The sequence below is a fragment of the Vibrio sp. YMD68 genome, from assembly GCF_029958905.1.
GTDB lineage: Bacteria > Pseudomonadota > Gammaproteobacteria > Enterobacterales > Vibrionaceae > Vibrio.
In genome coordinates, this window is sequence record NZ_CP124614.1 from 1,691,250 (window position 1) to 1,714,713 (window position 23,464).

Here is a 23,464-nt window from a genome sequence, read left to right on the forward strand (position 1 = left end):
AGCGTATCTCGTTAGACCATAGTATTATTTCCCTGACTTTACTGTGGGTTCTGTGAGCCAAAACAGAAAATAGGAGAAGAACCACAAGATAAACTCCAAAGAAGGCTTTCTTCTATTAAGCAAAAATAAGAGGTAATCAAAAAATGAGGACGGCGTTGCATTAAACGCCATCCTCATTTTTTCATCTTTTTCGGTCGATCCGCAAAAAATGGACGAACAACCTTATAAGTTAGGGCCCTTCATGGTCTGTAGAGGAAGATTGGCTTTTAGTTGTTTCATTCCTTTAAACATACGCACGAACCAAACTAATATGGCGATGACCGCTAAGGCAATCCCCACAATAGGTATGAAATAGGCGACAGAATCAATGATCGTACTGTTATACCAGTAGTCGTTGATACCGATTAGAACCCCATTGGATGTCGCAATTGTCACGATCAGTACAACAAAAAACGTCAGATTCAAAAAGAAGCTGCGAATTAACCCATAATAATGAGAATTCACTACCTCTGAATCTTCACCTTTATCCAGACGATAGCCGGCATAAACGATAGCGATAACGCCCGATAGTAGACAGGTTAACGGTGTGAACAAGCTCGCTACATAAGCAAACCAAATTCCCTTATGATGCGTGTTCATTGGTCATCTCCTTCACGTTCGCGTGCTTCTGTTCGCTTTCATGTTGTCGTTCTTGTTCTCCTTGCATGACGTCTTCGTACCACAGGTCATGGTGCTCTTTTGCCCATGTTTCATCGACTTCACCAGTGACCATCGCCTCTAACGCGCCTTCCATGCCAAATAAGCCTATGTAAATATGGAAGACGAAGCCACAGATCAAAATGAGTGCAGATAACATATGGACAAGGTTAGACAGCTCCATATCTCGACGGGTTTGACCAAAAATTGGAAAGTCTAATACCAGCCCACTAAAAGCGACCACCGTTCCAACGACAATAAGTAGCCAAAAAAGCGCCTTTTCTCCTGCGTTTGAAAATTCAGCCGATGGGTGGCTTCCTTTGTGTTTTCCTACCATTCCACCGAACTTCATAAACCAGGTGACATCAACTTTGCGGAAGATCGATTTCCGCCACCACTTGAATAGGATGAGGATCAGTAACACACCAAACAGTGGACCCAAATAGTTGTGATACTGTTTGGCGAGCATAATCACGAAGCCCCAAAGTTCAGTTGGTACATAGGGTTTCAAAAAATGCTTACCGTAAACGAGCATTAGTCCACTAAATGCGAGGGTAAGAAATGTGAATGCCATACTCCAGTGCAAAGCGCGATCTAAGCGAGTCCAACGTTTAATTTTTCTTCCCGTTCGCGGATTACTTAACATGACAGGCCCAACAATAAGATAGGCAAGTGCTACCACTGAAATGCTGCCAAAAATAGCAACGGCCCCAGCAGGAGACATCCACTTCTCTTTGAGAATATACCAAGTCTGTCCAGGCGCACTAATCAGCACACCATGCTCTGGGAATTGTGACGTCGTAACGCCCTCTTCCCCACCTCGAACTTGGCGCCAGAACTCAGCACCCGCCAGTTGAGTTATCTCGCGTTCTGACACCGCTGGCTCTGTGTTGGCAAATACTTGAAATGATAACGAAGCCAGTATTGCGGTCATCACAGACAGCAATACGAGCGACTTTCGTATTAACTCTAATCGCATACCTACTCCCAGTTAGCTTTTAGTCGCATCAAAAGAGAGATCTTCACCATTGGTCCAGCCTGCGTCTTTCGCCCCACGCTCAACAACCCTTTGACGGAAAATATCAGATACCTTTTCAGCATCTCCGGCAAGCAGTGCTTTGGTCGAACATAAAGATGCGCACATCGGTAGTTTGCCTTCTGCAATACGATTCGCACCGTATTTTTGTTGTTCCTCTACGGAGCCGGATTCTGTTTCTGGGCCGCCTGCACAGAACGTACACTTATCCATCTTCCCACGTTCCCCAAACGCAGCTTGTTTAGGAAACTGAGGCGCACCAAATGGACAGGCAAATAAGCAGTAACCACAGCCAATACAGAGATCTTTATTGTGAAGAACAATGCCATCGTCTGTATGCTCAAAACAGTCCGCTGGACAGACTGCTTTACACGGCGCATCGGTACAGTGCATACAGGCAACTGAAATCGAATTCTCACCGGGTTCACCATCATTCAACGTAACAACACGTCGACGCTGAATACCCCACTCTAAAGCATCATCGTTTTCATTTTTACACGCGGTGACACAGCCGTTACATTCGATGCAGCGCTTGGTGTCACAAAGGAATTTCATTTTAGCCATCTCTATTACTCCTAAGCTTTTCGAATGTTACAAAGAGTCACTTTTGTTTCCTGCATCTGCGTAACAGGATCATAACCGTAGGTGGTTGCAATGTTTGCGGACTCACCAATCACGTAAGGATCCGTGCCTTCCGGGTACTTGTCTCTCAGATCTTCGCCTTGGAACTTGCCCCCAAAGTGGAACGGGATAAAGGCCAAACCTGGCTTCACTCTGCGTGTCACCATCGCCTTCACATGAATACGGCCTTTTTCGGCACCTTCAACCCACACCATCTCACCATCTTTAAATCCAATGTCGTTGGCATCCTTCGGGTTAACTTCTACAAACATTTCTTGCTGAAGTTCGGCTAACCAAGGGTTTGAGCGAGTCTCTTCTCCCCCTCCTTCATACTCGACCAAACGGCCTGACGTTAAGATAATTGGATACTCTTGAGACTTATCTTGATCTTGGATTGATTTGTACATGGTTGGTAAACGGTAGATAGACTCACTGTCATCCCATGTTGGGTAATCGGCGACGAGATCTCGACGAGGTGTGTACAGCGGTTCACGATGCAGTGGTACGCGGTCTGGGAAGGTCCACACGATTGCGCGTGCTTTCGCATTACCAAAGGGCATGCAACCATGCTTGATGGCAACGCGTTGTATGCCGCCTGAAACATCGGTTTTCCAATTTTTACCTTCAGCAGCGAGTTTTTCTGCATCCGTAAGATCGTCCCACCATCCTAAGCGTTTTAACAATTTGTCGGTAAATTCTGGATAGCCGTCTTGGAGTTCGCAATCTTTAGAATAGCTGTCCTCGGCAAGTAGATTTTTGCCCTCATATTCCACACCAAATCGAGCGCGGAAATTTCCTCCCCCCAACGCAACAGGTTTAGATGTGTCGTACAAAATATGCGTACCTGGGTGTTTCATGTCTGGTGTTCCCCAGCATGGCCAAGGTAAACCGTAAGTTTCGCCGTGTGCTGGACCGCCCTCAGCTTCAAGAGATGTTTTATGGAACGTATGCCAGTTCATTGTATGCGCTTTAATTCGCTCAGGGCTTTGACCTGTATAGCCAATGGTCCACATACCGCGGTTGAATTCTTTTGTAATGTCTTCAATGACGGGCTGGTTATTGTCAATTTTCACATTCTTAAATAGCTCATTCGCAATACCGAGTTTCTTACTTAGCAGATACATGATTTCATGGTCAGGCTTTGATTCAAACAAGGGTGGAATCACCTGCTCTCGCCATTGAAGCGATCGATTAGAGGCGGTGACAGAGCCCGTTGTTTCAAATTGCGTGGTTGCAGGAAGAAGGTAGACACCATCGGTTCGATCATTCATCACGGCAGCAACAGTTGGGTATGGGTCAACAATCACCATCATGTCGAGCTTTTTCATGGCCGTTCGCATTTCGACACCACGTGTTTGTGAGTTGACCGCGTGACCCCAGTAGAACATGGCGCGGATATTGTCTTTTTGCTCAATATTTTCTTTATTTTCTAAAACGCCATCGATCCAACGAGAAACGGGAATTCCCATATTGTTCATTGGCAGCTTCCCACGGTATTTGTCTTGGTCGAATCGGTTTTTCACCCATTCGTACTCAAGGCCCCATACGCCCGCCCAATGCTTCCACGCGCCATCAGAAAGGCCATAATAACCAGGTAACGTGTGCGAAAGAACGCCAAGATCCGTTGCGCCCTGTACGTTGTCGTGACCACGGAAAATGTTGGCACCACCGCCTGACTTGCCCATGTTGCCAAGCGCTAGTTCAAGAATACAGTAAGCACGAGTGTTGTTGTTGCCTGTTGTATGTTGGGTTCCGCCCATGCACCATACGATACAACCAGGGCGATTTTCAGACAGTAGTTTTGCGGTTTTGTAGACTTCTTGCTCTGTTATGCCGGTCACTCGCTCAACTTCTGCAGGCGGCCACTTGGCGACTTCTTCACGGACCTCATCCATACCAAACACACGTTGGCGGATAAACTCTTTGTCTTCCCACTGATTTTTAAACACATGCCATAACACACCCCAGATAAACGCCACATCCGAGCCAGGTCTTAATGATACATAGTGATCCGCTTTGGCAGCTGTTCTCGTACGACGAGGATCGGCCACTACAATCTTACAGCTGTTTTTCTCTTTGGCGATTAGGATATGTTGCATCGCAACTGGGTGAGCTTCAGCAGGGTTCGAACCAATAAAGAGCGCAGACTTACAATTGTGCATGTCATTAAAGGAGTTGGTCATCGCGCCATAGCCCCAGGTGTTTGCCACCCCCGCTACGGTTGTTGAATGGCAAATACGCGCTTGGTGATCGACATTATTTGTTCCCCATAACGAGGCCATTTTACGGAACATATATGCTTGTTCGTTGCTGTGCTTGGCACTTCCTAGCCAATAAACAGAATCGGGCCCCGACTCTTTACGAATCTCTAACGCTTTATCACCAATTTCATTAATCGCCTGCTCCCATGACAGCTTTTTCCACTTGCCATTTTCAAGTTTCATTGGGTATTTAAGTCGACGCTCACCGTGCCCGTGCTCACGCAGTGCTGCCCCTTTGGCGCAGTGTCCACCAGCATTAAATGGATGATCAAAAGCAGGCTCTTGGCCTGTCCATACTCCGTTTTGAACTTCCGCGTATATGCCACAACCAACGGAACAATGGGAACAAATCGTTCGTTTAATCTCTGTTTTGGCATCACTAGGCACTGATTTCGCTTGCGCTTTCTTCATCATTCCTGGTGCGATCAAACAAGCGCTTGCGACCGCGCCCCCCGCAGCCAAAGAGGAATTTTTCATAAAGGCACGGCGACTCACACCAAATTGATTCTCTTTTTTAGTCACGCTATCTGAGCGTTTTGTTAATTTCATTAGTTTGCTCCTATAACGAGTCGTAATAATCGCGGATGTGCTGAGTTTCGTGGTACCCATCCGTTTCTTTTTGTTGAGGTATCAACACCGTTTCTTCGGCTGATACTTTAGTGCTAACACCCGTGACGACGGCGCCAGCAACCGCTGCTGTTGTTAAGCCTTTCAAAAGGTCTCGTCGACCGGTGTCTAATGTTTCAGTGTCTTTTTTGTTGTTCATGTATTGCTTCCTTACCATGTTAGGGCGACTGAACGCTTTAGCGCTTCTTATTGGAGTTCGAATTAAGTGGATTGAATTAGGTTACTGGTGTTATTGACATGAATAGTTAGTGTGCTTTTTGATCCCGCCCGCTTTTGACTGAACCGAACTTTTTCTACACTCAAAAACGCCTCAAGTAGCTGTGCGGCTTGAACGTAAAATTGGGCATGACTCGCTTGCTTTATTTGTTGCGAAAGAGAGGAATACCAAGGTGCTAGATGTGCATTGAAAAATGCCTGTTGCTCTGGGTCTTCTTGATTAATGAGTAGAGCCATCACTTCACATAATGCGGAAATATGGTCTTCAGGCTCTTTGACGCTGTCTTCACGTTCAAATCCTAATGTTGTTAGGTCTTGACGAAGTTGCGCTAGTGGCTTTTCCATTAATGATCCTGTCATATGCCAAGAACCAAATGGAACCACTTCTCCACGCCCAATACCGATGAATAATTCTTGATACTCGTCGTTTAGATTGGCTATTTCACTGGTGCTAGCGGATTGCTTCAAGGCTTGCCACGCTTGTTGCATGACACTGCTTTCTGTTTCTATATCGAGTGACGTTAAAAACGCAATGAGTTCAGCACTCGGCGCTTGTCGAAACAGCGTGGCAATCAGTAAATAGATGTCAGCACGTATTTCTTGATATTGATTATCCAAAATGCGCTCCTAGTAAGTGAGTTGTTTCGTTGGATCGTCAGCCATTGCTTCGAAAACGTCTTTGACTCGACAGTCTTCGCACATCGCGATACGGTTGATCGCAACATCATCGGCAAACATAGAGTGACCGCGTAACCTATCTTGCAGCATAGTAATCATTGATTGCGGGGCGAAAGGTTTGCGACAACGTAAACATTCGGCAGGCTTCTCGTGATGCAAGACGACAGCTTTGTTACGCTGTTCTGAATCCCAATTGATGCGTGGCGACAATGAAAGCGCAGATTCAGGACAGGCCTTCTCGCACATACCGCATTGGATACAGTCTTGTTCGACAAAAAGTAGTGAAGGAGACTCACCATCGTGGTGAAGTGCTCGTGTAGGACACACCGCTACACACGCCATACATAATGTGCAATCTTTTGATTCGCAATCAACACTGCCATAGGGTGCACTTTCTATGAGTGGTGTTGTGTTTTCAGTGGGCTGATGATGACGAGTAAGGGTATCGAGTGATTCAAATAATCGATGACGCTTAGATCCACTCACCCCACCCATGATTGGGCTCAACACTTTCGTTTGTAGACGAGGGGGTTGAAGAGATGGAGCTTTAAGATCGAGAGTTTTCCCAGTAGATGTCTGTTCTTTCTGAGTGCCTGAATCTACCTTATCTCTGTGCATCGATTCTAAGTACAGGATCTCTATGCAGTCAGAAGCGATACCCAATGGCGCTAATAGTGCTTGTGCCATGGCGACTTCTTTGGTTAAAACTCGAATAATCGTGTCAGGCATATGCTGACTGGCTGCAAAGAGCACCTGAGTTGCCCCATTGGTTAATGCGGCGAACCAGGTATCAATGCCCACCGAGGGGAGTTCTTCTACTACGATCGGAATGACGTTATCTGGCAATTGCTTCAATGCCATGATGTTGTATGTTTCATGGCGGGCGCTGCAAAATAAGATGATTGGGTGCTCGCCGCCCGCTTTGCGGTAGTTTTCCAGCGTGCGTTCGACAAATTGTTGTGTTTCTTCAGGATTGGGTAAGGCGTAACGAATGGCTTCTGTCGGGCACGACGTTGCACAAGTGCCGACTCCTTGACAGAGATAAGGGTTTATCTCAATGTTATAACCTGTTTTATCACTGCCTAAGCTAGAAAGAGCCCCAGCTGGACAAGCATCCACACAGCGATCACACCCTTTGACACCTCGTGAGCTGTGGGCGCATAAATCGGTATCTAATCGGAAGTACTTAGGTTTATCGAAGGTCCCCATAAGTGTTGGAATTTCCGATAGCGCTTGCTGCATGCTTGGGTAGCCCCTCCCGACAGGATAATAACCCGGAACAGGCACTTCTTCGTTCATGATTCCTGTGAGCGAAAGATCGAGAATGACATCAAAGCACTCTTGGTTAACTGCGATAGTAGCGAGGTTTCTTTTACTTTCTGAGCTTAAACCTCCAGCGCCTAGATCGGCCTCACCATGATGGGATATATGGACGTGAAATGCCCCCAAAAAGCCGGACACTTCGATCGAGGACGAGAAGTAAATGTTGTTACTTTCACCTTTCTCTCCATCAGTAGAAAGTAGAGTCAAAGAGGCCATGCTCGATAACTGTTTTGCTGTCGCCTGAATAATATCAGTCGGGCCGATAATTAAGGTGTGACCACCACTTTCGTAGCTTACGGTCGGTGGGATAAGATTCGTCAGTTCTACGGTATTTTCTATTGCGTAAGAACGGGCCTTTCCATTATTTGATGTCGCTTGTTGTAGTAATTCTTTTAGCATTGCTCGGGTCCATGTGATAACAGGGATTCACATACGGTGCAATGCAATTAGCATTCCAAAATATTTAGCGTTTAAAAACAATGAATTAAACAATATTTAGGCGACATTCAAAACGAATAGAGAAGAACAGTAGCGAGGTGCGACATTATGTCGCACCTCGAATTTACCGATTAGGTCAAAATGTACCTATTAATTGTAAGGTTAATGTTTTTGTTCCAACCGGTCACAGCGTACATCGGTATTTGATTCATTACACAGCTCAAGATCTGTTTCTGATGTTTCTAGTGTTTTTGATGTTTCTAGTGTTACTTGGTTCGATACACCACACTCAGAATCACCCTCCTCCAAGACCGATTCTAAATCGTGGTCTGGTTGGGGTGAATTAGTATCAGACTCTTGTTGGGCTGTCTCATCAGCACTTTCCTGCGATGTAGGCTTGATCCATTCGCGCAGTGATTGAGCGACGTCTTGGGATAAACTCGGAATGGCACTGTAGTCATGGTCATAATCATTGAGTGCATCGATATGATTAAATTCCTCACCACTGAACAGCGCTCTCAGTGCCGCTTTTTTTAGCAAAGGATCACTGTCACTCTTTAAGAGTGAAGCGATAGATAGGGCTTCTTCGTCATTAGAGTCTTTTCCATCTCGCGGGCTATCCTCTAACCCATCAGCAACAGAAACTGCGCTACCTTCTTCCTGCGAGCCCTGACCCATTATCTGCAACGATTGATTTGTTGGGGCTTCATTGACTATCGTGGTCTTGCTTGTTGTTTCTCTGTTTATTGTTTCTTTGCTTATTGTTTCTTTGGCTAAGGGTTTATTTTTTGCAAGAACAGCGGCTTCTGTTGCTCTTTCACTAGCCTCAGGTAATGTTGTAGTCGATGTTTGTGAGGTCGATGCTTCAAGGTGTTTCTTGCTTGACCAACGTGAAAAAAAGTTATTTGCCACTGGCTCTACCCGCCCCTTTACGCTTTTTCCTCTTTTGCTCTAACAATTCACCATGCCGACCAATGTAGGCTTCCATCCAAGCTTGTACAGCCAGAGGCATATCATTGGAGAGTACGAGATAGTCGCCGTCCATGTACTGGCTAGCAACACTTTGTGATGCCGTAAGCGTAACGATGGATTGAACTTCCGCATCATCGAAATTATCTAACACTAAGAACAATTTAGGCTGATTTGAACTCAAGTTAAAACGATAGTCTGTTCTCTCATCTTTAAATAGCTCTAAAATGACCAATGGATTGTCGCTACTGGTTTGTGTTTCGCAACTGTCTGGTGTGCGAGCGCTCAAATCAAAACCTTTCAATTGCCATTGGGTCGTCGTCCAAACGCCCGTGGTGATCTCATGTGATACTAAATGGCAGCGTATTGGCCATAGATTTTCATCTTTAACTAACTCTGTGGTGGAAAAGCGGTTGTTAGACATGGTTCACCTATTTCACATTTACATGTTTATTGTTGTATTTATGGCACGATAAAAGCAATATTTACGCCAGCTTGAACTTATTTATCTCAAGTACAGGATTTTGTCAGGTTACTTTACTTCGACAAACATCGCTTAGACAAACATCGGTATTGACTTTCCTTTAGAGGAAATACTTTAAAAACAATAGCGTATTGCCGCATGAAAGGTGTCACATGATTAAGAATCCTCACTGTTAGCGGGAGAACAGCAGACAAAGGCTGTCATTTTTCATCATGCACCTATTTACTAACGTCAACAGGCTCTAACCATAAGACAGGAATTTAGTGTGACTCAACCTAGTATTATCAAAACCCAAGAGAACCCCGTACAAACCATTGAAGTCGAAGTGTTTGATGAATTTGGAGAGAAATTGCTGAAACAAATCGCTTGCGAACGCCCTCTTACGGTACTTCTAAATTGGAAAGAGATTGTTACCTTGATGACCCTAGGCTCACGCCCTGAATCTCTTGTTCTCGGCTATTTAAAAAATCAGAGCTTCATCAAAGATCCTGATGCGATTGAATCGATCATTATTGACTGGGAAACGCACAGTGCAGCGGTGGTGACGAAAGAAGACACTTCTCAATTAGACAAGGCGTTGAAGAAAAAAACCGTCACCTCGGGTTGTGGGCAAGGCACAATGTATGGAAACGTGATGAAGCAGCTTGAAAATTACCAAGTCCCTCAAATCAAACTAAAACAATCAGATATCTACTCAGCCCTCGAAGCCTTAACTCATTATAACGATACCTACAAAAAAGCCGGTGCCGTACATGGTTGCGCAATATGTAACGCCAGCGAGGTGATTTCATTTGTTGAAGATGTTGGCCGTCATAATGCGGTTGATACCTTAGCCGGAGAGCTTTGGTTAAACAAAGACACGGGTGCAGATAAGATTTTCTACACAACGGGCCGCCTAACTTCAGAGATGGTGATTAAAGTCGCGCAGATGGGAATCCCTATTTTATTGTCACGTTCAGGAGTGACCCAAATGGGACTGGATCTCGCGAACAAATTTGGCATTACAACCATCGCTCGCGCTAAGGGCCTGCGTTTTCAGGTATTTACGGGCGCAGAAAAAATCTTCTTCGATGTTAAAGGCTAATTTCTCTATTTTTTGTCGTTTTTTGCAGGCAGTTTAATTCAGCTTTCAACTTGCAAAACCGAACCCAGCTGCTATTCGTTGTATATCCACTGTAATAAAAAGTTCATATAAGAAGCTAGAAGTGGGTATTCAACGTCAATCTATCACCATTACTATGGGAGGTGCCTATGGCTGGGTCACCGAGAACAACGTCATTTCTGCAAAATGTATCGATAAAAGCAAAGTTGCTTACAGTGGTTGGTACTTTAATCATTGGGATCGTGAGCTATGCCCTGTACCAACAGGCGAGCTTCTCTACTCTTGAAGACATTGAAAAAGCAGCAAAACAGAATCAACTCAGTGCGATAGATTTGTTAACGTTAAGGCGACACGAGAAAGACTTCCTTTCTCGTAAAGATCCTAAATATGTGACCCGCTTTGATGAAACTTTCGAACAGTTGGAGCAACGTGTTTTATTTTTGCAAGACACCCTTTCAAAATACGACTCTGCTGCATTAGGTCAGCTCACCACGATTACTGGCACATTAAGACAGTATCAGGATCAATTTCATCAACTAAACAAGCAGGTATCGCTGCTGGGAATGGACCAACAGTCCGGTTTGGGATCAGAACTCAATGACAATCGTCTAGGTCTTCATCATGCTGTTAAACAAACACAAAGTGCTGAGCTCGAGGCGAGCTATTTAGCCCTAGTGAAAGCGGATTTCCATTACCTTATAGCCCCCTCTCAAGAGGCTGTGCTCGACTTCGAAGAGGCTATCAACAATTTCACGTCCCGTTCATCAGCCTATACTCAAGTTGTAACCGAAATGGTTCGTTACCAGCAATCATTTCAACGGTTTGTGGCTGAGTACGCTGTTTATGGTTTATCACCACAATTGGGTATGAGAGGCGCCTTAAGAACAAATGTTCACAAGACAGAAGAAGCTTTTCATCAACTTCAAGAATCGATTAATGCGGTGGTAGATCGAACGAGAACGCAGGTAAAGACCAAACTTTACCTCTTTGGTACCGCATTAGCGTTTATTATTTCTACGCTACTTGTCATCATTACCACCAGCATCACGAAACGAATTGGTCAGATCACCCGTTTAATGAAAGACATTTCGGAAGGCAATGGTGATTTGACCGTGAGAATGAACTCAACGGGCAACGATGAGCTCGCTCAGTTATCGAATTCGTTTGATCATTTTGTCTCTAAACTGCATACCAATATAAAAGATATAGCAGACGTGATGCACGTGCTTAACGAATGCTCGTTGGCCTCAAAACACATTGCCACCGAGAGCATGAATAACGCTCAACAGCAGAAAATTGAATCCGAACTAGTTGCTACTGCGGTCAATGAACTTGTGATGACGAGTAACGAAATTACGGCCAATATTGAAAGTGCGGCTGAAAATGCGCACCTGGTCAAACAAGAGGCGGATAAAAGTTTGGATCTGACTAACGATGCGAGCAATAGCCTTCATATACTGACCAGCAACATCGAAAACTCTCAACAAATGGTCGCGGAACTTGAAAAACACAGCAGCGAGATTCACTCCGTCATATCAACCATTCAAGGTATCGCAGAACAAACCAACCTACTTGCGCTAAATGCCGCCATTGAGGCCGCGCGAGCGGGCGAGAATGGTCGTGGTTTTGCCGTGGTTGCTGATGAAGTACGCCAATTGTCGTTGATGACCAACAACTCTACTCAGCAAATTGAGTCAACAATCAATGGGCTAACAGCAGGTGTAAAAGGAACGATTGATTTAATGCAAAACAGCTTGGAACAGGCACATATAACCAATGATAAAACCGCACAAGCGGTCTCCGCGATTGGCTTGATTACCGAGCAGATCAGCGAGATGTTTGATATGAACACTCAAATAGCGACAGCTTCTGAGGAGCAGTCGATGGTGTCTTCAGATATAGACCGTAATATTACGCAAATTGCTGACTTGGCAGGAAGCACCTATTCAACGATTTCAGAATCAGCGGAGTGCAGTGTTCAGGTTAATCAAGTGGGAGAAAAACTGGAGCGTATTGTTGGCGAGTTTAAATATTGAGGCGAGTTTAAATACTGAGGGCGAATTTAAATGCTTAAGAAACATTGGAATACTATCGATTGATGTACTTACCGAACACTATTAAACACCAATATGAAACACAAAAGCCCATCTTTGACGATGGGCTTTTCGTTAATCGGTAAACGTAACGCTTATTTGCTTTCAGCAGCTCGAGACTTAAGAAGCTCTGCATAGGTGCCGCGGAAATCATGAATCTTATTGTCTTTGATTTCAAGAATACGGGTTGCAAGAGAGTCAACGAAAACTCGGTCGTGAGAAACAAAGAACAGGGTTCCTTTGTAGTTCTCAAGCGCTAGGTTTAACGCCTCGATAGATTCCATATCCATGTGGTTGGTTGGCTCATCCATCAACAGAATGTTAGGTTTATGCATCATGATCTTACCAAGAAGCATACGACCTTGCTCTCCACCAGAAATCACTTTGACCGATTTCTTAATATCATCCTGACCAAATAGCATACGACCAAGGAAGCCACGAACAACCTGCTCGTCTTCACCTTCTTGACGCCATTGGCTCATCCAATCAAACAGATTCATATCATTTTCGAAATCATGAGCATGATCTTGGGCATAATAACCAATGTTAGAGTTTTCAGACCATTTGTACTCACCGGTACGCGCTTCTATGACACCCGCTAACGTGTTAAGCAGTGTGGTTTTACCAACACCATTCTCACCAATAATGGCAACACGCTCACCGACTTCAAAGATCGCATCGAAGTTACTGTATAAGTCTTCTTCAAAGCCTTGTGATAGATTTTCCACTACTAACGCATTACGGAACAATTCTTTTGATTGCTCGAAGCGAATAAATGGACTTTGACGGCTAGAAGCCTTGACTTCTTCTAGTTGAATTTTATCAATTTGCTTAGCACGTGATGTTGCTTGCTTCGCTTTAGAAGCATTCGCAGAGAAACGCGATACGAACGTTTGTAGCTCAGCAATTTGGGCTTTTTTCTTCGCGTTATCGGTCAATAGACGTTCACGCGCTTGTGTTGCTGCCGTCATGTATTCGTCGTAGGTACCAGGGAACAAGCGTAATTCACCATAATCCAAATCGGCCATATGGGTACATACAGAGTTTAAGAAGTGACGGTCATGGGAAATAATAATCATCGTGCAATTGCGCTGATTCAATGTTTCTTCAAGCCAAGCGATGGTATCCATATCCAAGTTGTTGGTTGGTTCATCAAGCAACATGATATGCGGGTCTGCAAACAGAACTTGCGCAAGTAGGACACGAAGTTTCCAACCAGGTGCCACCGCACTCATCAGTCCGAAATGCAATGACTCATCGATACCAACGGCAAGGAGAAGTTCGCCCGCTTTGGCTTCGGCCATGTAACCGTCCATTTCAGCAAACTGGACTTCCAGATCGGCAACTTTCATTCCGTCTTCTTCACTCATTTCCGGCAGTGAGTAGATACGGTCACGTTCTAGCTTAACTTCCCAAAGCTCTTTGTAACCCATAATGACGGTATCGATCACAGTGAACTCTTCATAAGCAAACTGGTCTTGGTTTAGTTTAGCGACACGCTCATTCGGATCGTAACTGACGTTTCCAGCAGTAGGCTCTAACTCACCACTGAGGATTTTCATAAAGGTTGATTTACCACAACCATTCGCACCGATTAAACCATAGCGATTGCCTTCGCCAAATTTGACAGAAATATTTTCAAAAAGTGGCTTAGCGCCAAACTGCTGGGTGATGTTCGCTGTGGAGATCAATGCGGTTACCTTCAATTTAATGGATGACATACAAACGGCGCAACGTTACTTGTTCGTAGCAAGAACTTCAAGTGTTGTTTGCTTTAGATCACATAAATTACACCGCAAACCTCGATAAATTTCAACTTTCTCCTTTATTCCCTGACCTATGCATTAAGTGACTAATACTGAGTGCGTGTTATCTTCTTTCTTGGGTAAATAAACACTAAATACGCTGCCTTTCCCCAGTTCTGACTCTACTTTTATCTGCCCACCGGATTGGCTGACAATACTTTGCGATACCGATAGCCCCAGTCCCGTGCCATCCCGCTTGGTCGTATAAAAAGGGTCAAAGATGCGTTTCAAATGTTCAGGGCTAATACCGCACCCTTCATCGGCAACTTGAATGACTGCGCCTTTTAGAACATCATTTTCATACCAATCGTGACTCGAAATAGTCAGTGTCCCCTGCCCGTTCATGGAATAAATGCCATTCATCTGCAGGTTAACTAACACCTGAAGGAACTGGTGGCGATTGACCTCGACGGAGGTTCGGGCATGCAAATCAGCGATAAAGGTAATGTCTCGTTTGTTTGCGCCGGTTTTAACGAGGGTCATGCTTTCTTCTATGATCGGATTGACTCGCTCCCAATTGATCTCATCTTGTATACCACCTTGTCGGCTGTACTGTAGAAGGCTTCGGGTAATGTTTCGTATACGATCAATTTGCTCCAAAATAGAATCAATTTCTTCTTCAATTTTTTCTGCATCATCGCCAAGTTCTATTTTTATCAGTTCAGCATTGCCAAGAATCACAGCGGTTGGGTTGTTTATTTCATGGGCAATGCCCGCGGTTAGCTCGCCTAATGCAGCCAGCTTTTCGTTAATGATGAGCTTGTCCCTTGTTTGGTTGAGCAACGTGATGTGGTGCTCCAATTGAGCTGTTTTCTCTTCTAAGCTTGCGGTTCGGGTTTTTACTTTGACTTCCAGTTGCAATGCGGCCTGTTCTATTTCTATTTTTCGCTGTTGCAGGGAATCGAGCATATTATCGAACTGCCGAGCAAGTTGAGCTAACTCATGCTGCTCATCAAGGCCCAGTTCTCCTATCCTAGTGTCTTTTCCCAATTGAATGAGCTTGACCACTCTATGGATGCGCTCAATCGGTTGAAACAGATCTCGCGATCCTCGGTACACCACATACCCCGAGCCTAATAGTAACGCCAGTGTCATCAGGCTGACTTCAATAATGTTAGTCATGTACTCTTTAAAAAACGGCCAGATCAAATAGCCGGTATACAGCATACCAATAACGCTATCTTGGCTATCCTTGATCGGTCGATACGCCGTGATATACCAAGCATCGTATACATACGCACGATCGACCCATTGTTGACCATCAATAAGAACCGCTTGCTTAACCTCCTCGGATACCCTTGTTCCAATCGCTCTACCCACTTCGGTATCGCTGTCTAAAGGCACATTGGTACTCACCCTAACATCATCAAGAAATACCGTTACCGTTCCTTTGGGGCGTCGACTGTCTAGTGTGTCGTTTGGATAAATAAGCTCTTTAATCTGGTCAACAAGAATGGTGCTATTGTTCAGTAATAGTCCCCCATCAAGATACCCAACGAGTTGATTATTGGAGTCTAGAATCGGAAGAATCGAACGACTTACCAATCCATCGGTTTTTATTTGACTCGACGCAACTATCTGATTCGAAGCCACTATTTCATTCGGCATCACTAAGGGGATTTGCGCGTACAGGTGCAGATCACCACCAAATGTTTGAAGCTGCTGTTGAGAGAAACGATCGAAAAAGGTGTAAGCAATAGGAAGAACGCCAGGCAGCGATTTAATTGGAAAGATCTTTTTATCGAGATCTTGTTGAATAGATGGTTGGGGAAACAGTGTCTTGTTATCAGGAGAATAATCATCGTAATAATCTATGGGATAAAACGTGAGAAAATCGAGATCATAGCGATGTCTTTGTGATTCGACCCATGAAGTAAACTGCTCATTCGAATGGGCTTTATTCAGGCGAATACGAAAATCGTAGGATTGAGAAAGTGACTCAATGGCTTTAGCTTGCTTTTGTTGAAGCAATACGATGCTATTGTTTGCCACCCCTAGCCGTTCTGACACATCCACTAATGCGGCATTCCATGTGTAAGTAATAGACCAGTAAATCGTAATACCAATCAAGGAGATGAGCGTAAGAACAATGGGGGCAGAAGTGAGGATTAGCAGTCGATAGCGCACCATTGAATTGAATCGGTAACGCCACTTCCCCAAGACTCCTCGTCGAGTGCTGTGTGCTGCTCTTGAAGAAGCGTCATTATTTTTCAAGTTCGGTTTCCTCAGTGAGCCATTCTTTGAATTTTCGCTCGAGTGTCTTCCTTGCCACTCCTAACTCACGGGCCGCCGCCGATTTATTGCCATCATATCGATCGACAATTTTGAGTATGTGGGCTCTTTCTACTTGTTTTAATGACCATGAATCGGGGTAACCGAATTGATTGCCAGTACCCGTTGGTGATATTTCATCTGTACTGTTTAACTCGGATTGTTCAGCTTCCAAGCTCATTGGATGAACCGTCTCCCCATTTAATTCACGCCAATAATGAGCGGGAGGCTTGCCAAGTAAAATGCACCGTTCAATCAGGTTTTTGAGCTCTCGTATATTGCCTGGCCAGATGTAATCGTTAAGTGCAGAAATATCTTCATAGGCCCAATTCGGTGTGGGCATGCCTAATTCACTGGTGAGCATCTTTGTAAAGTGCGGCACCAACTCTTTTAAATCTGATTTCCTTTCTCTTAACGGCGGAACGCTTATTTTTAGCACGTTGAGGCGATAATAGAGATCCGATCGAAATAGCCCGTTTTTTACTTCCATTTCTAGATCACGGTTGGTTGCCGCAACGATACGAACATCAACGCTGACTTCTCTTTCGCTGCCCACAGGTCGAATCGTCCTTTGTTCCAGTACCCGCAGCAACGAAGCCTGCATGGTCAAAGGCATCTCACCGATTTCATCTAAAAATAACGTGCCCCCGTTAGCGACCCTAAATAACCCTTCTTTGCTTTTCTTTGCGCCCGTGAATGCGCCAGAAGTGTGCCCAAACAGTTCACTGGCGAGGAGATCCGGTGTCATCGCCCCACAATTGATAGGAATAAAAGGCCCGGAGCGTTCACTGGCTTCATGAACCCCTCTTGCCACCAACTCTTTGCCCGTACCTGATTCTCCTTCAATCAGCACTGATCCTTTTGATGGCGCAAACATTGCGATCATCTGTTTTAATTGCTGGGTTTTACTGGAGTGGCCAATAATGCTGGTCGTGCAATGACGCAGCACATCACGCTGCAGCGCATATTGCATCCTTTGGGCAAGTTTCTTTTCCATGCAACGCTGAACAGCTTGAAGCATCTGCTCGAGATTAAAAGGTTTGAGGATGAAATCACTAGCGCCGAGCTTCAGTGCTTTAATGGCAGTTTCAAGATCCGCATACCCTGTCATAAAGATCACGTCGCAACGTTTGTCGGAATCCGTGAACGCTTCATGCCAATCGATACCAGATCGACCCGGTAAATTAATGTCTAGTACAATCAGATCAAAATGATGTTCTGATCGAATCCCCTCAGCTTCTTCAATGCTGGCAGCGCACTGCACTGTCGAAAACCATTTACTTAACGCTTTTTTTAATATGGTTTGCATCCCAATTTCATCATCTACGACGAGAACTGAGAACGCACCGTATTTTTGATTATTGTTTGCATTGAGTAAGGCCGACATAAGTATCTCGTGTATGAACAAAAAGTGACATCCGATTGTAGCAATGTTTTTTGATCCGACTGTGACTAATGTGAGACATTTTGTCCTTTCTCTCTCATAACTTGATATTTGTCTCGTTATTCTTACGTTTTACGATTGCAATAGCCTTGTATTTCAATAGATTACAAGTTGGCATCTGATTTGCTTAATATGCATAACTTTTAAACCCATCTATGCCTTATATTATTCAATGGAATTATTAATATGGACTTCGCTCGTTCGGCTTTAATTACAGTGTCACTTGGCTTATTCAGTTTTACTTCCTACGCGGCTAACGAAAAGTTACCTCACGTTCGCTTAGCCACCACAACTAGCACGTATCATTCTGGGTTACTCAATTATTTGTTGCCTGAATTTACTAAAGATACCGGTTATAAAGTCGATGTGATTGCTGCGGGAACCGGTAAATCCTTAAGAATGGGCGAAAATGGTGATGTTGATCTAGTGATGACCCACGCCCCTAAAGCGGAAGCGAATTTTGTATCCTTGGGCTATGGTGTACAGCCGAGAAAATTGATGTATAACGATTTTGTGATTGTCGGACCTAAAGACGATCCCGCTAATATCGTAGGTGAAAACACCGTTCTTGCTGCCTTTGAAAAAATAGCCCAGAAAAATGCCATGTTTATTTCCCGTGGCGACGACTCCGGTACTCACAAAAAAGAAATGGGCCTATGGGAACAAAGTAAGATAGACCCTAATTTCGGTGGGTATCGATCTGTTGGACAAGGAATGGGGCCAACGTTAAACATGGCCGCTGAGATGCAAGGTTATACCATGACCGATAGAGGCACTTGGCTGGCTTACAACAACAAACTGGATCTCACCTTGCTTTTCCAAGGCGATAAAAAGTTATTCAATCCCTACCAGGTTATTTTGGTTAACCCAGAGCGCTACCCTAGCATTAATTATCAAGGGGCTAAGGTATTAAGTGATTGGTTAGTTGACGAAAAAGGACAAGCGTTAATCAATCAGTTTAAGCTCAATGGCAAGCAACTGTTTGTCTCTAACGCGACTGTTCAATAAGAACCTAAACCCAATCAATTAATGTAAAAGCCGATTCTTCGCTGATACGCAAACAGTCTTATTAAACGAAAACACTTGCTTAAGCGAAGATACTTATCTAGGTGAAGATATTTGGGATTGAACTAATGAAGAGAACAATAACCTTATGAGCCTTTGGCAAACAACGTTAGATGCGTTAGCGCTTTTATTCAGTCTTGACCGTGAACTGTGGGAAATCGTTGCGGTATCGTTTAGCGTCTCATTGTCAGCGATCTCTGTGGTGTTACTGCCAGCTATCCTATGCGCGTTTGTCCTCGCGTACAGTGAGTTCCCTGGGAAATGGTTTTTACTGTCGCTTATCAACACGCTTCAAGCGATCCCAACCGTCGTTATCGGCTTACTCCTTTATATGATGCTCTCACGAGCGGGTCCATTAGGCGATTTACAGCTCCTTTTTAGTCAAAAAGCGATGATTGTAGGACAGATGTTGATCTGTTTTCCCGTACTGGTTTCTATGATGCACGGTTCATTACAATCGAGTGATAGACGCTCAGTTGAAACCGCCGTCACGCTCGGTGTTTCACTTTACCGAGTCGCATTGACGATCATGTGGGAGCTCAGGTTTCCGCTCATGGCTGCGGTTGTTGCGGCGTTTTCCAGAATTGTCACCGAGGTCGGCTGCTCAATGATGGTTGGGGGCAATATTATGGGGCTGACTCGAAACATCCCCACGGCCATCGCAATGGAAAGTCACAAAGGCGCGTTTGCACAGGGAGTGGCTCTTGGGATTGTGCTCTTAACGCTCGCATTGGCGCTTAATTCAGCCTTGTCGATGATGCGTGGCAAAGGCTACTTACGGACTTAATGGAGGAGGTATGACGATTAAAATCACCACTCAGCAACTTTCCATGCGTTTTAAAGATCGTATCCTTTTCCATATACCCGATCTATCGATTGGCCCCAGTGATGTGGTCTACCTGAAAGGAGACAATGGCGTAGGCAAAACAACGCTACTAAAAATCCTTTCCGGTTTGGTTAAACCAAGTTCAGGTAATATTGTCAGGCCCAATCGACATTGGTTAACACGATTTAGTGGTTGTGTTGGGTTCAAAGATATTATCTATTTACATCAGACCCCTTACCTTTTCGATGGCACGGTTTATCAAAATGTTGTTTATGGGATTCGTTTTCAAAAACTCTCACAAATAGATAAACGAGCACAGGTTATCACGGCACTTAGAATGGTTGGTTTAGAGACTTTAGCCGATGAACATATTTCGGTACTTTCAGGCGGTGAAAAGCAGCGCGTTGCGATGGCAAGAGCCTGGATACTGAAACCTTCAATCTTATTGATGGACGAACCCAGCGCATCGCTTGACCAAGAGTCGATTCTACGATTGGTCGTTATGGCGCAAGATTTAATCGATCGAGGCGCAAGTCTGGTCATTACGAGTCATCAAACTAATGCACTTACTCAATTATGTCGAAAACAATGGTGGATAAAAGATTCGACTCTTGTAGAGTCACCATTATTACAAATTATTCCAGATGTAGAACAAGAGAGTTCATATGTTAACACCGGTGCAAACTAGCTGGGTCATCTTAGCTGGCGGACAAGCCACTCGAATGGGCGGTCATGATAAAGGATTGATTAATCTTGCTGGTAAACCGCTCATTGAACATGTGATAGCGAGGTTAGAGCCTCAAACGGATTCCATTAGTATCAACGCAAATAGAAACCTCGCCATTTATCAACAATACGCCTCGGTCATCGATGATCAGTTCAAAGGCTACCCTGGCCCGCTCGGTGGTATACACGCAAGTCTTGGTCAATCAAAGACCGAATGGGTCGGATTTGTCCCTTGTGATAGCCCACTCATTAGTCACGATTTGGTCGAACGGTTCGAGCGTCAAATCACCGAGAGTGTCGATATTTTAGTGGCGCACGACGGCGAATATAAACAGCCTGTCTTTACTTTATTTAATAAGCGCGTGCTACCTAAGCTTGATGCGTTTCTTGAGCGTGGCGAACGAAAAATCATCTTACTTTACAAAGAGTGCCGCGTTGAATACGTTGATTTTAGTGATTCTCCAGACTGCTTTCTTAATTTGAATACCCCTGATGAACTGACCCAATTTGGAGCGATCGAGTCATGAACATGCCTTCTATTCAATTACCACTGTTGGGGTTTGCCGCCTACTCAGGGACGGGAAAAACAACACTGTTGGAAGCTTTGCTACCGAAACTGGTTAACTCAGGATTACGTGTTGGAGTACTCAAACACGCCCATCATGATTTTGATGTCGATAAACCCGGAAAAGACAGCTATAGACTCCGAAAAGCAGGTGCTTCTCAGATGTTGATTTCTTCAAGAAATCGTCATGCGCTGATGACCGAAACGCCGGATTCTGAATCTGAATTTGACTACTTATTGACACGCTTTGACGTGAATAAACTGGATTTGGTCTTAGTTGAGGGATGTAAAAATATCGCATTCCCAAAAATTGAGTTACACAGGGAAGACGTCGGCAAGCCCTGGATCTATCCACATGACGGCAATATTATTGCAATCGCTGCGGACTTAAAAGTGGATACATCATTGCCTCAGATGAGTATCGACGACATTGAGGGTATTGCTCAGTTCGTACTGAGTTATGTCAACGATCATAATAAGCAGTTGTTTAATGGGCAATCGCACAATGAGCAATCTCATGACGATGTAGCAAATCAAAATACAGCAGCCAATCAAGGTTCAGTTGCCCCTGTTGTTTCTGCTTGTTGTGATACGTTGTCTCCTGCGTTTTTATCGGTTGAACAAGGAAGAGACAAGATTCTTTCGATGGTATCTGGTGTCCAGTTACACGAATCTATCGCCATTGAGCAATCGTATGGCCGCGTATTAGCGGAAGACATTATTTCGCCAATTAATGTGCCATCGTATACAAACTCTGCAATGGATGGCTATGCGATACGCGGAGACGATTTGGGTTGCGGCTCCTATAAAGTGGTCGCCGAGATACTTGCCGGTCATTGTTACGATAAACAATTAAATAAGGGTGAAGCGGTTAAGATAATGACTGGCGCACCGACTCCCGATTTTGCCGACACCGTTGTGATGCGTGAACAAGCAGTATCGAACGGTGACGCGGTCACCTTTGGTGGTGCCGCCATCAGCAGTAAGCAGAATGTACGCCAAGCCGGTGAGGATTTGGCACAAGGAGAGGCTGTCTTTACTCAAGGTACTCGTATTCAATCTCCTGAGATGGGTATGCTTGCTTCACTCGGTTTTGACAGATGCCAGGTTAATAAGCCACTCAAAGTTGCGATTTTCTCTACCGGAGACGAAGTACAGGCACCAGGAAGCAAACAACAACCCAATACTATCTACGACTCAAATCGCTATACGTTAATGGGCCTACTGGAAACACTTGGCTGTGAGATCATTGATTTTGGTATTCTAGAAGATCATGAACAAAAAATGATTGACGCGCTGGAAATGGCCTCTAAACAAGCGGATCTTGTGCTTACCTCTGGCGGGGTTTCTGTGGGTGATGCCGACTACATAAAACTCGCCTTAGAGAAACTCGGGAATATTGATTTTTGGCGTATTAACATGCGTCCAGGTCGCCCTCTCGCTTTTGGTCATATCGCCAGTAAACCATTTTTTGGCCTACCTGGTAACCCGGTTGCGGTGATGGTCTCATTCATTAGTTTCGTTGAACCTGCGATCAGAAAAATGCAAGGGCAAGCCCACTGGCAGCCATTAAAAGTGTCAGCAGTGGCTGAGGAACCGTTACGTTCTAGAATAGGCCGAACGGAATTTAGCCGTGGTGTTTATTCTACCGATCCTTCAGGTCAGTTGTCTGTTCGCACGACGGGAAAACAAGGCTCGGGTATATTGCGCTCAATGAGCGAAGCCAATTGCCTGATTGAAGTGGCTCCTGCGGTAGATACAGTAAAAGTTGGAGAAAGCGTGACAATTATACCGCTTCAAGGCAGAATCTAACCCCACTAACCTATGTTAACTAAGGTCGGAAGTTCCGGCCTTTTATTTTGAGAACTATTTTTATGGTACGTACCATCCTTTACACATACAAAAGTGAAGCCAAAGAGCTTGTATTTTCCTACGAGAAACACCGCAATATTCATGAAGCGGTTGCCGAAGCTGAAGGGATCGATTTAAGCGGCTATTTAAAAATGGAACAACAAATTGAAGCGGTATCAGATACTAAAGCAGTACGTAATTACCGTGATAATCACTTTGCTCGACTTGGCTTTGGTAAAATAACATTGAAGCAAAAAGAGAACCTAGGTGTTGGTGAAAAAGGTGTTGGTGAAAAAGGCGTCGATAAAAAATAACCAATTCGATTATCGATGTTAAAAGGGCTTGCCAACGCAAGCCCTTTTCTATT

20 protein-coding genes are annotated in these 23,464 nt (G+C 44.6%); 8 read left to right on the forward strand and 12 right to left on the reverse strand.

Translation table 11 applies throughout. From position 1 onward, the window contains the following. Nucleotides 1–222 precede the first annotated feature (222 nt). From QF117_RS13775 to QF117_RS13815, 9 genes are all read right to left on the reverse strand, one after another. A complete protein-coding gene (locus tag QF117_RS13775) occupies nucleotides 223–639 on the reverse strand; it encodes a hypothetical protein (protein ID WP_282386218.1) in 417 nt (138 codons plus the stop codon). After that, a complete protein-coding gene (locus QF117_RS13780) occupies nucleotides 623–1,675 on the reverse strand; it encodes a formate dehydrogenase subunit gamma (RefSeq protein ID WP_282386219.1) in 1,053 nt (350 codons plus the stop codon). Before QF117_RS13780 ends, QF117_RS13775 begins: the two co-directional genes overlap by 17 nt. Before the next feature lie 12 nt (nucleotides 1,676–1,687). Further along, entirely contained in the window at nucleotides 1,688–2,296 is a 609-nt protein-coding gene (gene fdh3B / locus QF117_RS13785; RefSeq protein WP_282386221.1) for a formate dehydrogenase FDH3 subunit beta, read from the reverse strand. A gap of 11 nt (nucleotides 2,297–2,307) precedes the next feature. Further along, nucleotides 2,308–5,163 carry a formate dehydrogenase subunit alpha gene (locus QF117_RS13790; protein ID WP_282386222.1) on the reverse strand — a complete coding sequence of 952 codons (2,856 nt, stop codon included), beginning with the start codon at nucleotides 5,161–5,163 and terminating at the stop codon, nucleotides 2,308–2,310. Between the two features lie 10 nt (nucleotides 5,164–5,173). Beyond that, nucleotides 5,174–5,380 (reverse strand): twin-arginine translocation signal domain-containing protein, encoded by a 207-nt coding sequence (locus QF117_RS13795; RefSeq protein WP_282386223.1) that lies wholly within the window; start codon nucleotides 5,378–5,380, stop codon nucleotides 5,174–5,176. A gap of 62 nt (nucleotides 5,381–5,442) precedes the next feature. Continuing rightward, nucleotides 5,443–6,075 carry a molecular chaperone gene (locus QF117_RS13800; RefSeq protein WP_282386224.1) on the reverse strand — a complete coding sequence of 211 codons (633 nt, stop codon included), beginning with the start codon at nucleotides 6,073–6,075 and terminating at the stop codon, nucleotides 5,443–5,445. Between the two features lie 9 nt (nucleotides 6,076–6,084). Next, nucleotides 6,085–7,857, reverse strand: a complete 1,773-nt coding sequence (locus QF117_RS13805; protein WP_282386225.1) for a 4Fe-4S dicluster domain-containing protein — start codon at nucleotides 7,855–7,857, stop codon at nucleotides 6,085–6,087. Between the two features lie 201 nt (nucleotides 7,858–8,058). Beyond that, complete coding sequence (locus tag QF117_RS13810; RefSeq protein ID WP_282386226.1) at nucleotides 8,059–8,808, reverse strand: DUF3306 domain-containing protein; 750 nt, start codon at nucleotides 8,806–8,808, stop codon at nucleotides 8,059–8,061. Next, nucleotides 8,798–9,289: a DUF3305 domain-containing protein gene (locus QF117_RS13815; RefSeq protein ID WP_282386227.1), complete on the reverse strand. Its 492-nt coding sequence runs from the start codon at nucleotides 9,287–9,289 to the stop codon at nucleotides 8,798–8,800. Before QF117_RS13815 ends, QF117_RS13810 begins: the two co-directional genes overlap by 11 nt. A gap of 325 nt (nucleotides 9,290–9,614) precedes the next feature. Between QF117_RS13815 and fdhD the strand changes: the two genes are divergently transcribed. Beyond that, nucleotides 9,615–10,433, forward strand: coding sequence for a formate dehydrogenase accessory sulfurtransferase FdhD (fdhD, locus tag QF117_RS13820; protein ID WP_282386228.1), 819 nt, complete (start codon nucleotides 9,615–9,617; stop codon nucleotides 10,431–10,433). A 167-nt stretch (nucleotides 10,434–10,600) separates the two neighbouring features. Next, nucleotides 10,601–12,487, forward strand: a complete 1,887-nt coding sequence (locus QF117_RS13825) for a methyl-accepting chemotaxis protein (protein ID WP_282386230.1) — start codon at nucleotides 10,601–10,603, stop codon at nucleotides 12,485–12,487. A gap of 152 nt (nucleotides 12,488–12,639) precedes the next feature. Here QF117_RS13825 and QF117_RS13830 read toward each other — a convergent pair whose 3' ends face one another. The 3 genes from QF117_RS13830 to QF117_RS13840 all read right to left on the reverse strand — a co-directional run bounded on the left by QF117_RS13830 (nucleotide 12,640) and on the right by QF117_RS13840 (nucleotide 18,007). Further along, nucleotides 12,640–14,235 (reverse strand): ABC-F family ATPase, encoded by a 1,596-nt coding sequence (locus QF117_RS13830; protein WP_282389481.1) that lies wholly within the window; start codon nucleotides 14,233–14,235, stop codon nucleotides 12,640–12,642. Between the two features lie 153 nt (nucleotides 14,236–14,388). Further along, nucleotides 14,389–16,479, reverse strand: a complete 2,091-nt coding sequence (locus QF117_RS13835) for a cache domain-containing protein (protein ID WP_282389482.1) — start codon at nucleotides 16,477–16,479, stop codon at nucleotides 14,389–14,391. Nucleotides 16,480–16,552: 73 nt separating this feature from the next. Continuing rightward, a complete protein-coding gene (locus QF117_RS13840; protein WP_282386231.1) occupies nucleotides 16,553–18,007 on the reverse strand; it encodes a sigma-54 dependent transcriptional regulator in 1,455 nt (484 codons plus the stop codon). A gap of 243 nt (nucleotides 18,008–18,250) precedes the next feature. Here QF117_RS13840 and QF117_RS13845 point away from each other — a divergent pair, with 243 nt between their 5' ends. From QF117_RS13845 to QF117_RS13870, 6 genes are all read left to right on the forward strand, one after another. After that, on the forward strand, nucleotides 18,251–19,072 hold the full coding sequence (locus QF117_RS13845) for a substrate-binding domain-containing protein (protein WP_282386233.1): 822 nt from the start codon (nucleotides 18,251–18,253) through the stop codon (nucleotides 19,070–19,072). Between the two features lie 145 nt (nucleotides 19,073–19,217). Then, on the forward strand, nucleotides 19,218–19,916 hold the full coding sequence (locus QF117_RS13850; RefSeq protein WP_282386234.1) for an ABC transporter permease: 699 nt from the start codon (nucleotides 19,218–19,220) through the stop codon (nucleotides 19,914–19,916). Nucleotides 19,917–19,926: 10 nt separating this feature from the next. Then, entirely contained in the window at nucleotides 19,927–20,643 is a 717-nt protein-coding gene (locus QF117_RS13855; protein ID WP_282386235.1) for an energy-coupling factor ABC transporter ATP-binding protein, read from the forward strand. Then, entirely contained in the window at nucleotides 20,621–21,208 is a 588-nt protein-coding gene (gene mobA, locus QF117_RS13860) for a molybdenum cofactor guanylyltransferase MobA (RefSeq protein WP_282386236.1), read from the forward strand. The genes QF117_RS13855 and mobA overlap by 23 nt, the downstream gene beginning before the upstream one ends. Beyond that, complete coding sequence (locus QF117_RS13865) at nucleotides 21,205–23,058, forward strand: bifunctional molybdopterin-guanine dinucleotide biosynthesis adaptor protein MobB/molybdopterin molybdotransferase MoeA (RefSeq protein ID WP_282386238.1); 1,854 nt, start codon at nucleotides 21,205–21,207, stop codon at nucleotides 23,056–23,058. The genes mobA and QF117_RS13865 overlap by 4 nt, the downstream gene beginning before the upstream one ends. Nucleotides 23,059–23,120: 62 nt before the next feature. Continuing rightward, the gene (locus tag QF117_RS13870; protein WP_282386239.1) at nucleotides 23,121–23,411 is read left to right on the forward strand and encodes a DUF2960 domain-containing protein; all 291 of its coding nucleotides are present in this window, start codon (nucleotides 23,121–23,123) and stop codon (nucleotides 23,409–23,411) included. Nucleotides 23,412–23,464 lie beyond the last annotated feature (53 nt).

Excerpts from the sequence above, each read along its gene's own strand:
- QF117_RS13775 (WP_282386218.1), bottom strand. The coding sequence starts at position 639 with ATGAACACGCATCATAAGGGAATTTGGTTTGCTTATGTAGCGAGCTTG.
- QF117_RS13780 (WP_282386219.1), bottom strand. The coding sequence starts at position 1,675 with ATGCGATTAGAGTTAATACGAAAGTCGCTCGTATTGCTGTCTGTGATG.
- fdh3B (WP_282386221.1), bottom strand. The coding sequence starts at position 2,296 with ATGGCTAAAATGAAATTCCTTTGTGACACCAAGCGCTGCATCGAATGT.
- QF117_RS13790 (WP_282386222.1), bottom strand. The coding sequence starts at position 5,163 with ATGAAATTAACAAAACGCTCAGATAGCGTGACTAAAAAAGAGAATCAA.
- QF117_RS13795 (WP_282386223.1), bottom strand. The coding sequence starts at position 5,380 with ATGAACAACAAAAAAGACACTGAAACATTAGACACCGGTCGACGAGAC.
- QF117_RS13805 (WP_282386225.1), bottom strand. The coding sequence starts at position 7,857 with ATGCTAAAAGAATTACTACAACAAGCGACATCAAATAATGGAAAGGCC.
- QF117_RS13815 (WP_282386227.1), bottom strand. The coding sequence starts at position 9,289 with ATGTCTAACAACCGCTTTTCCACCACAGAGTTAGTTAAAGATGAAAAT.
- QF117_RS13825 (WP_282386230.1), top strand. The coding sequence starts at position 10,601 with ATGGCTGGGTCACCGAGAACAACGTCATTTCTGCAAAATGTATCGATA.
- QF117_RS13835 (WP_282389482.1), bottom strand. The coding sequence starts at position 16,479 with ATGGTGCGCTATCGACTGCTAATCCTCACTTCTGCCCCCATTGTTCTT.
- QF117_RS13840 (WP_282386231.1), bottom strand. The coding sequence starts at position 18,007 with ATGTCGGCCTTACTCAATGCAAACAATAATCAAAAATACGGTGCGTTC.
- QF117_RS13845 (WP_282386233.1), top strand. The coding sequence starts at position 18,251 with ATGGACTTCGCTCGTTCGGCTTTAATTACAGTGTCACTTGGCTTATTC.
- QF117_RS13850 (WP_282386234.1), top strand. The coding sequence starts at position 19,218 with ATGAGCCTTTGGCAAACAACGTTAGATGCGTTAGCGCTTTTATTCAGT.
- QF117_RS13855 (WP_282386235.1), top strand. The coding sequence starts at position 19,927 with ATGACGATTAAAATCACCACTCAGCAACTTTCCATGCGTTTTAAAGAT.
- mobA (WP_282386236.1), top strand. The coding sequence starts at position 20,621 with ATGTTAACACCGGTGCAAACTAGCTGGGTCATCTTAGCTGGCGGACAA.
- QF117_RS13865 (WP_282386238.1), top strand. The coding sequence starts at position 21,205 with ATGAACATGCCTTCTATTCAATTACCACTGTTGGGGTTTGCCGCCTAC.
- QF117_RS13870 (WP_282386239.1), top strand. The coding sequence starts at position 23,121 with ATGGTACGTACCATCCTTTACACATACAAAAGTGAAGCCAAAGAGCTT.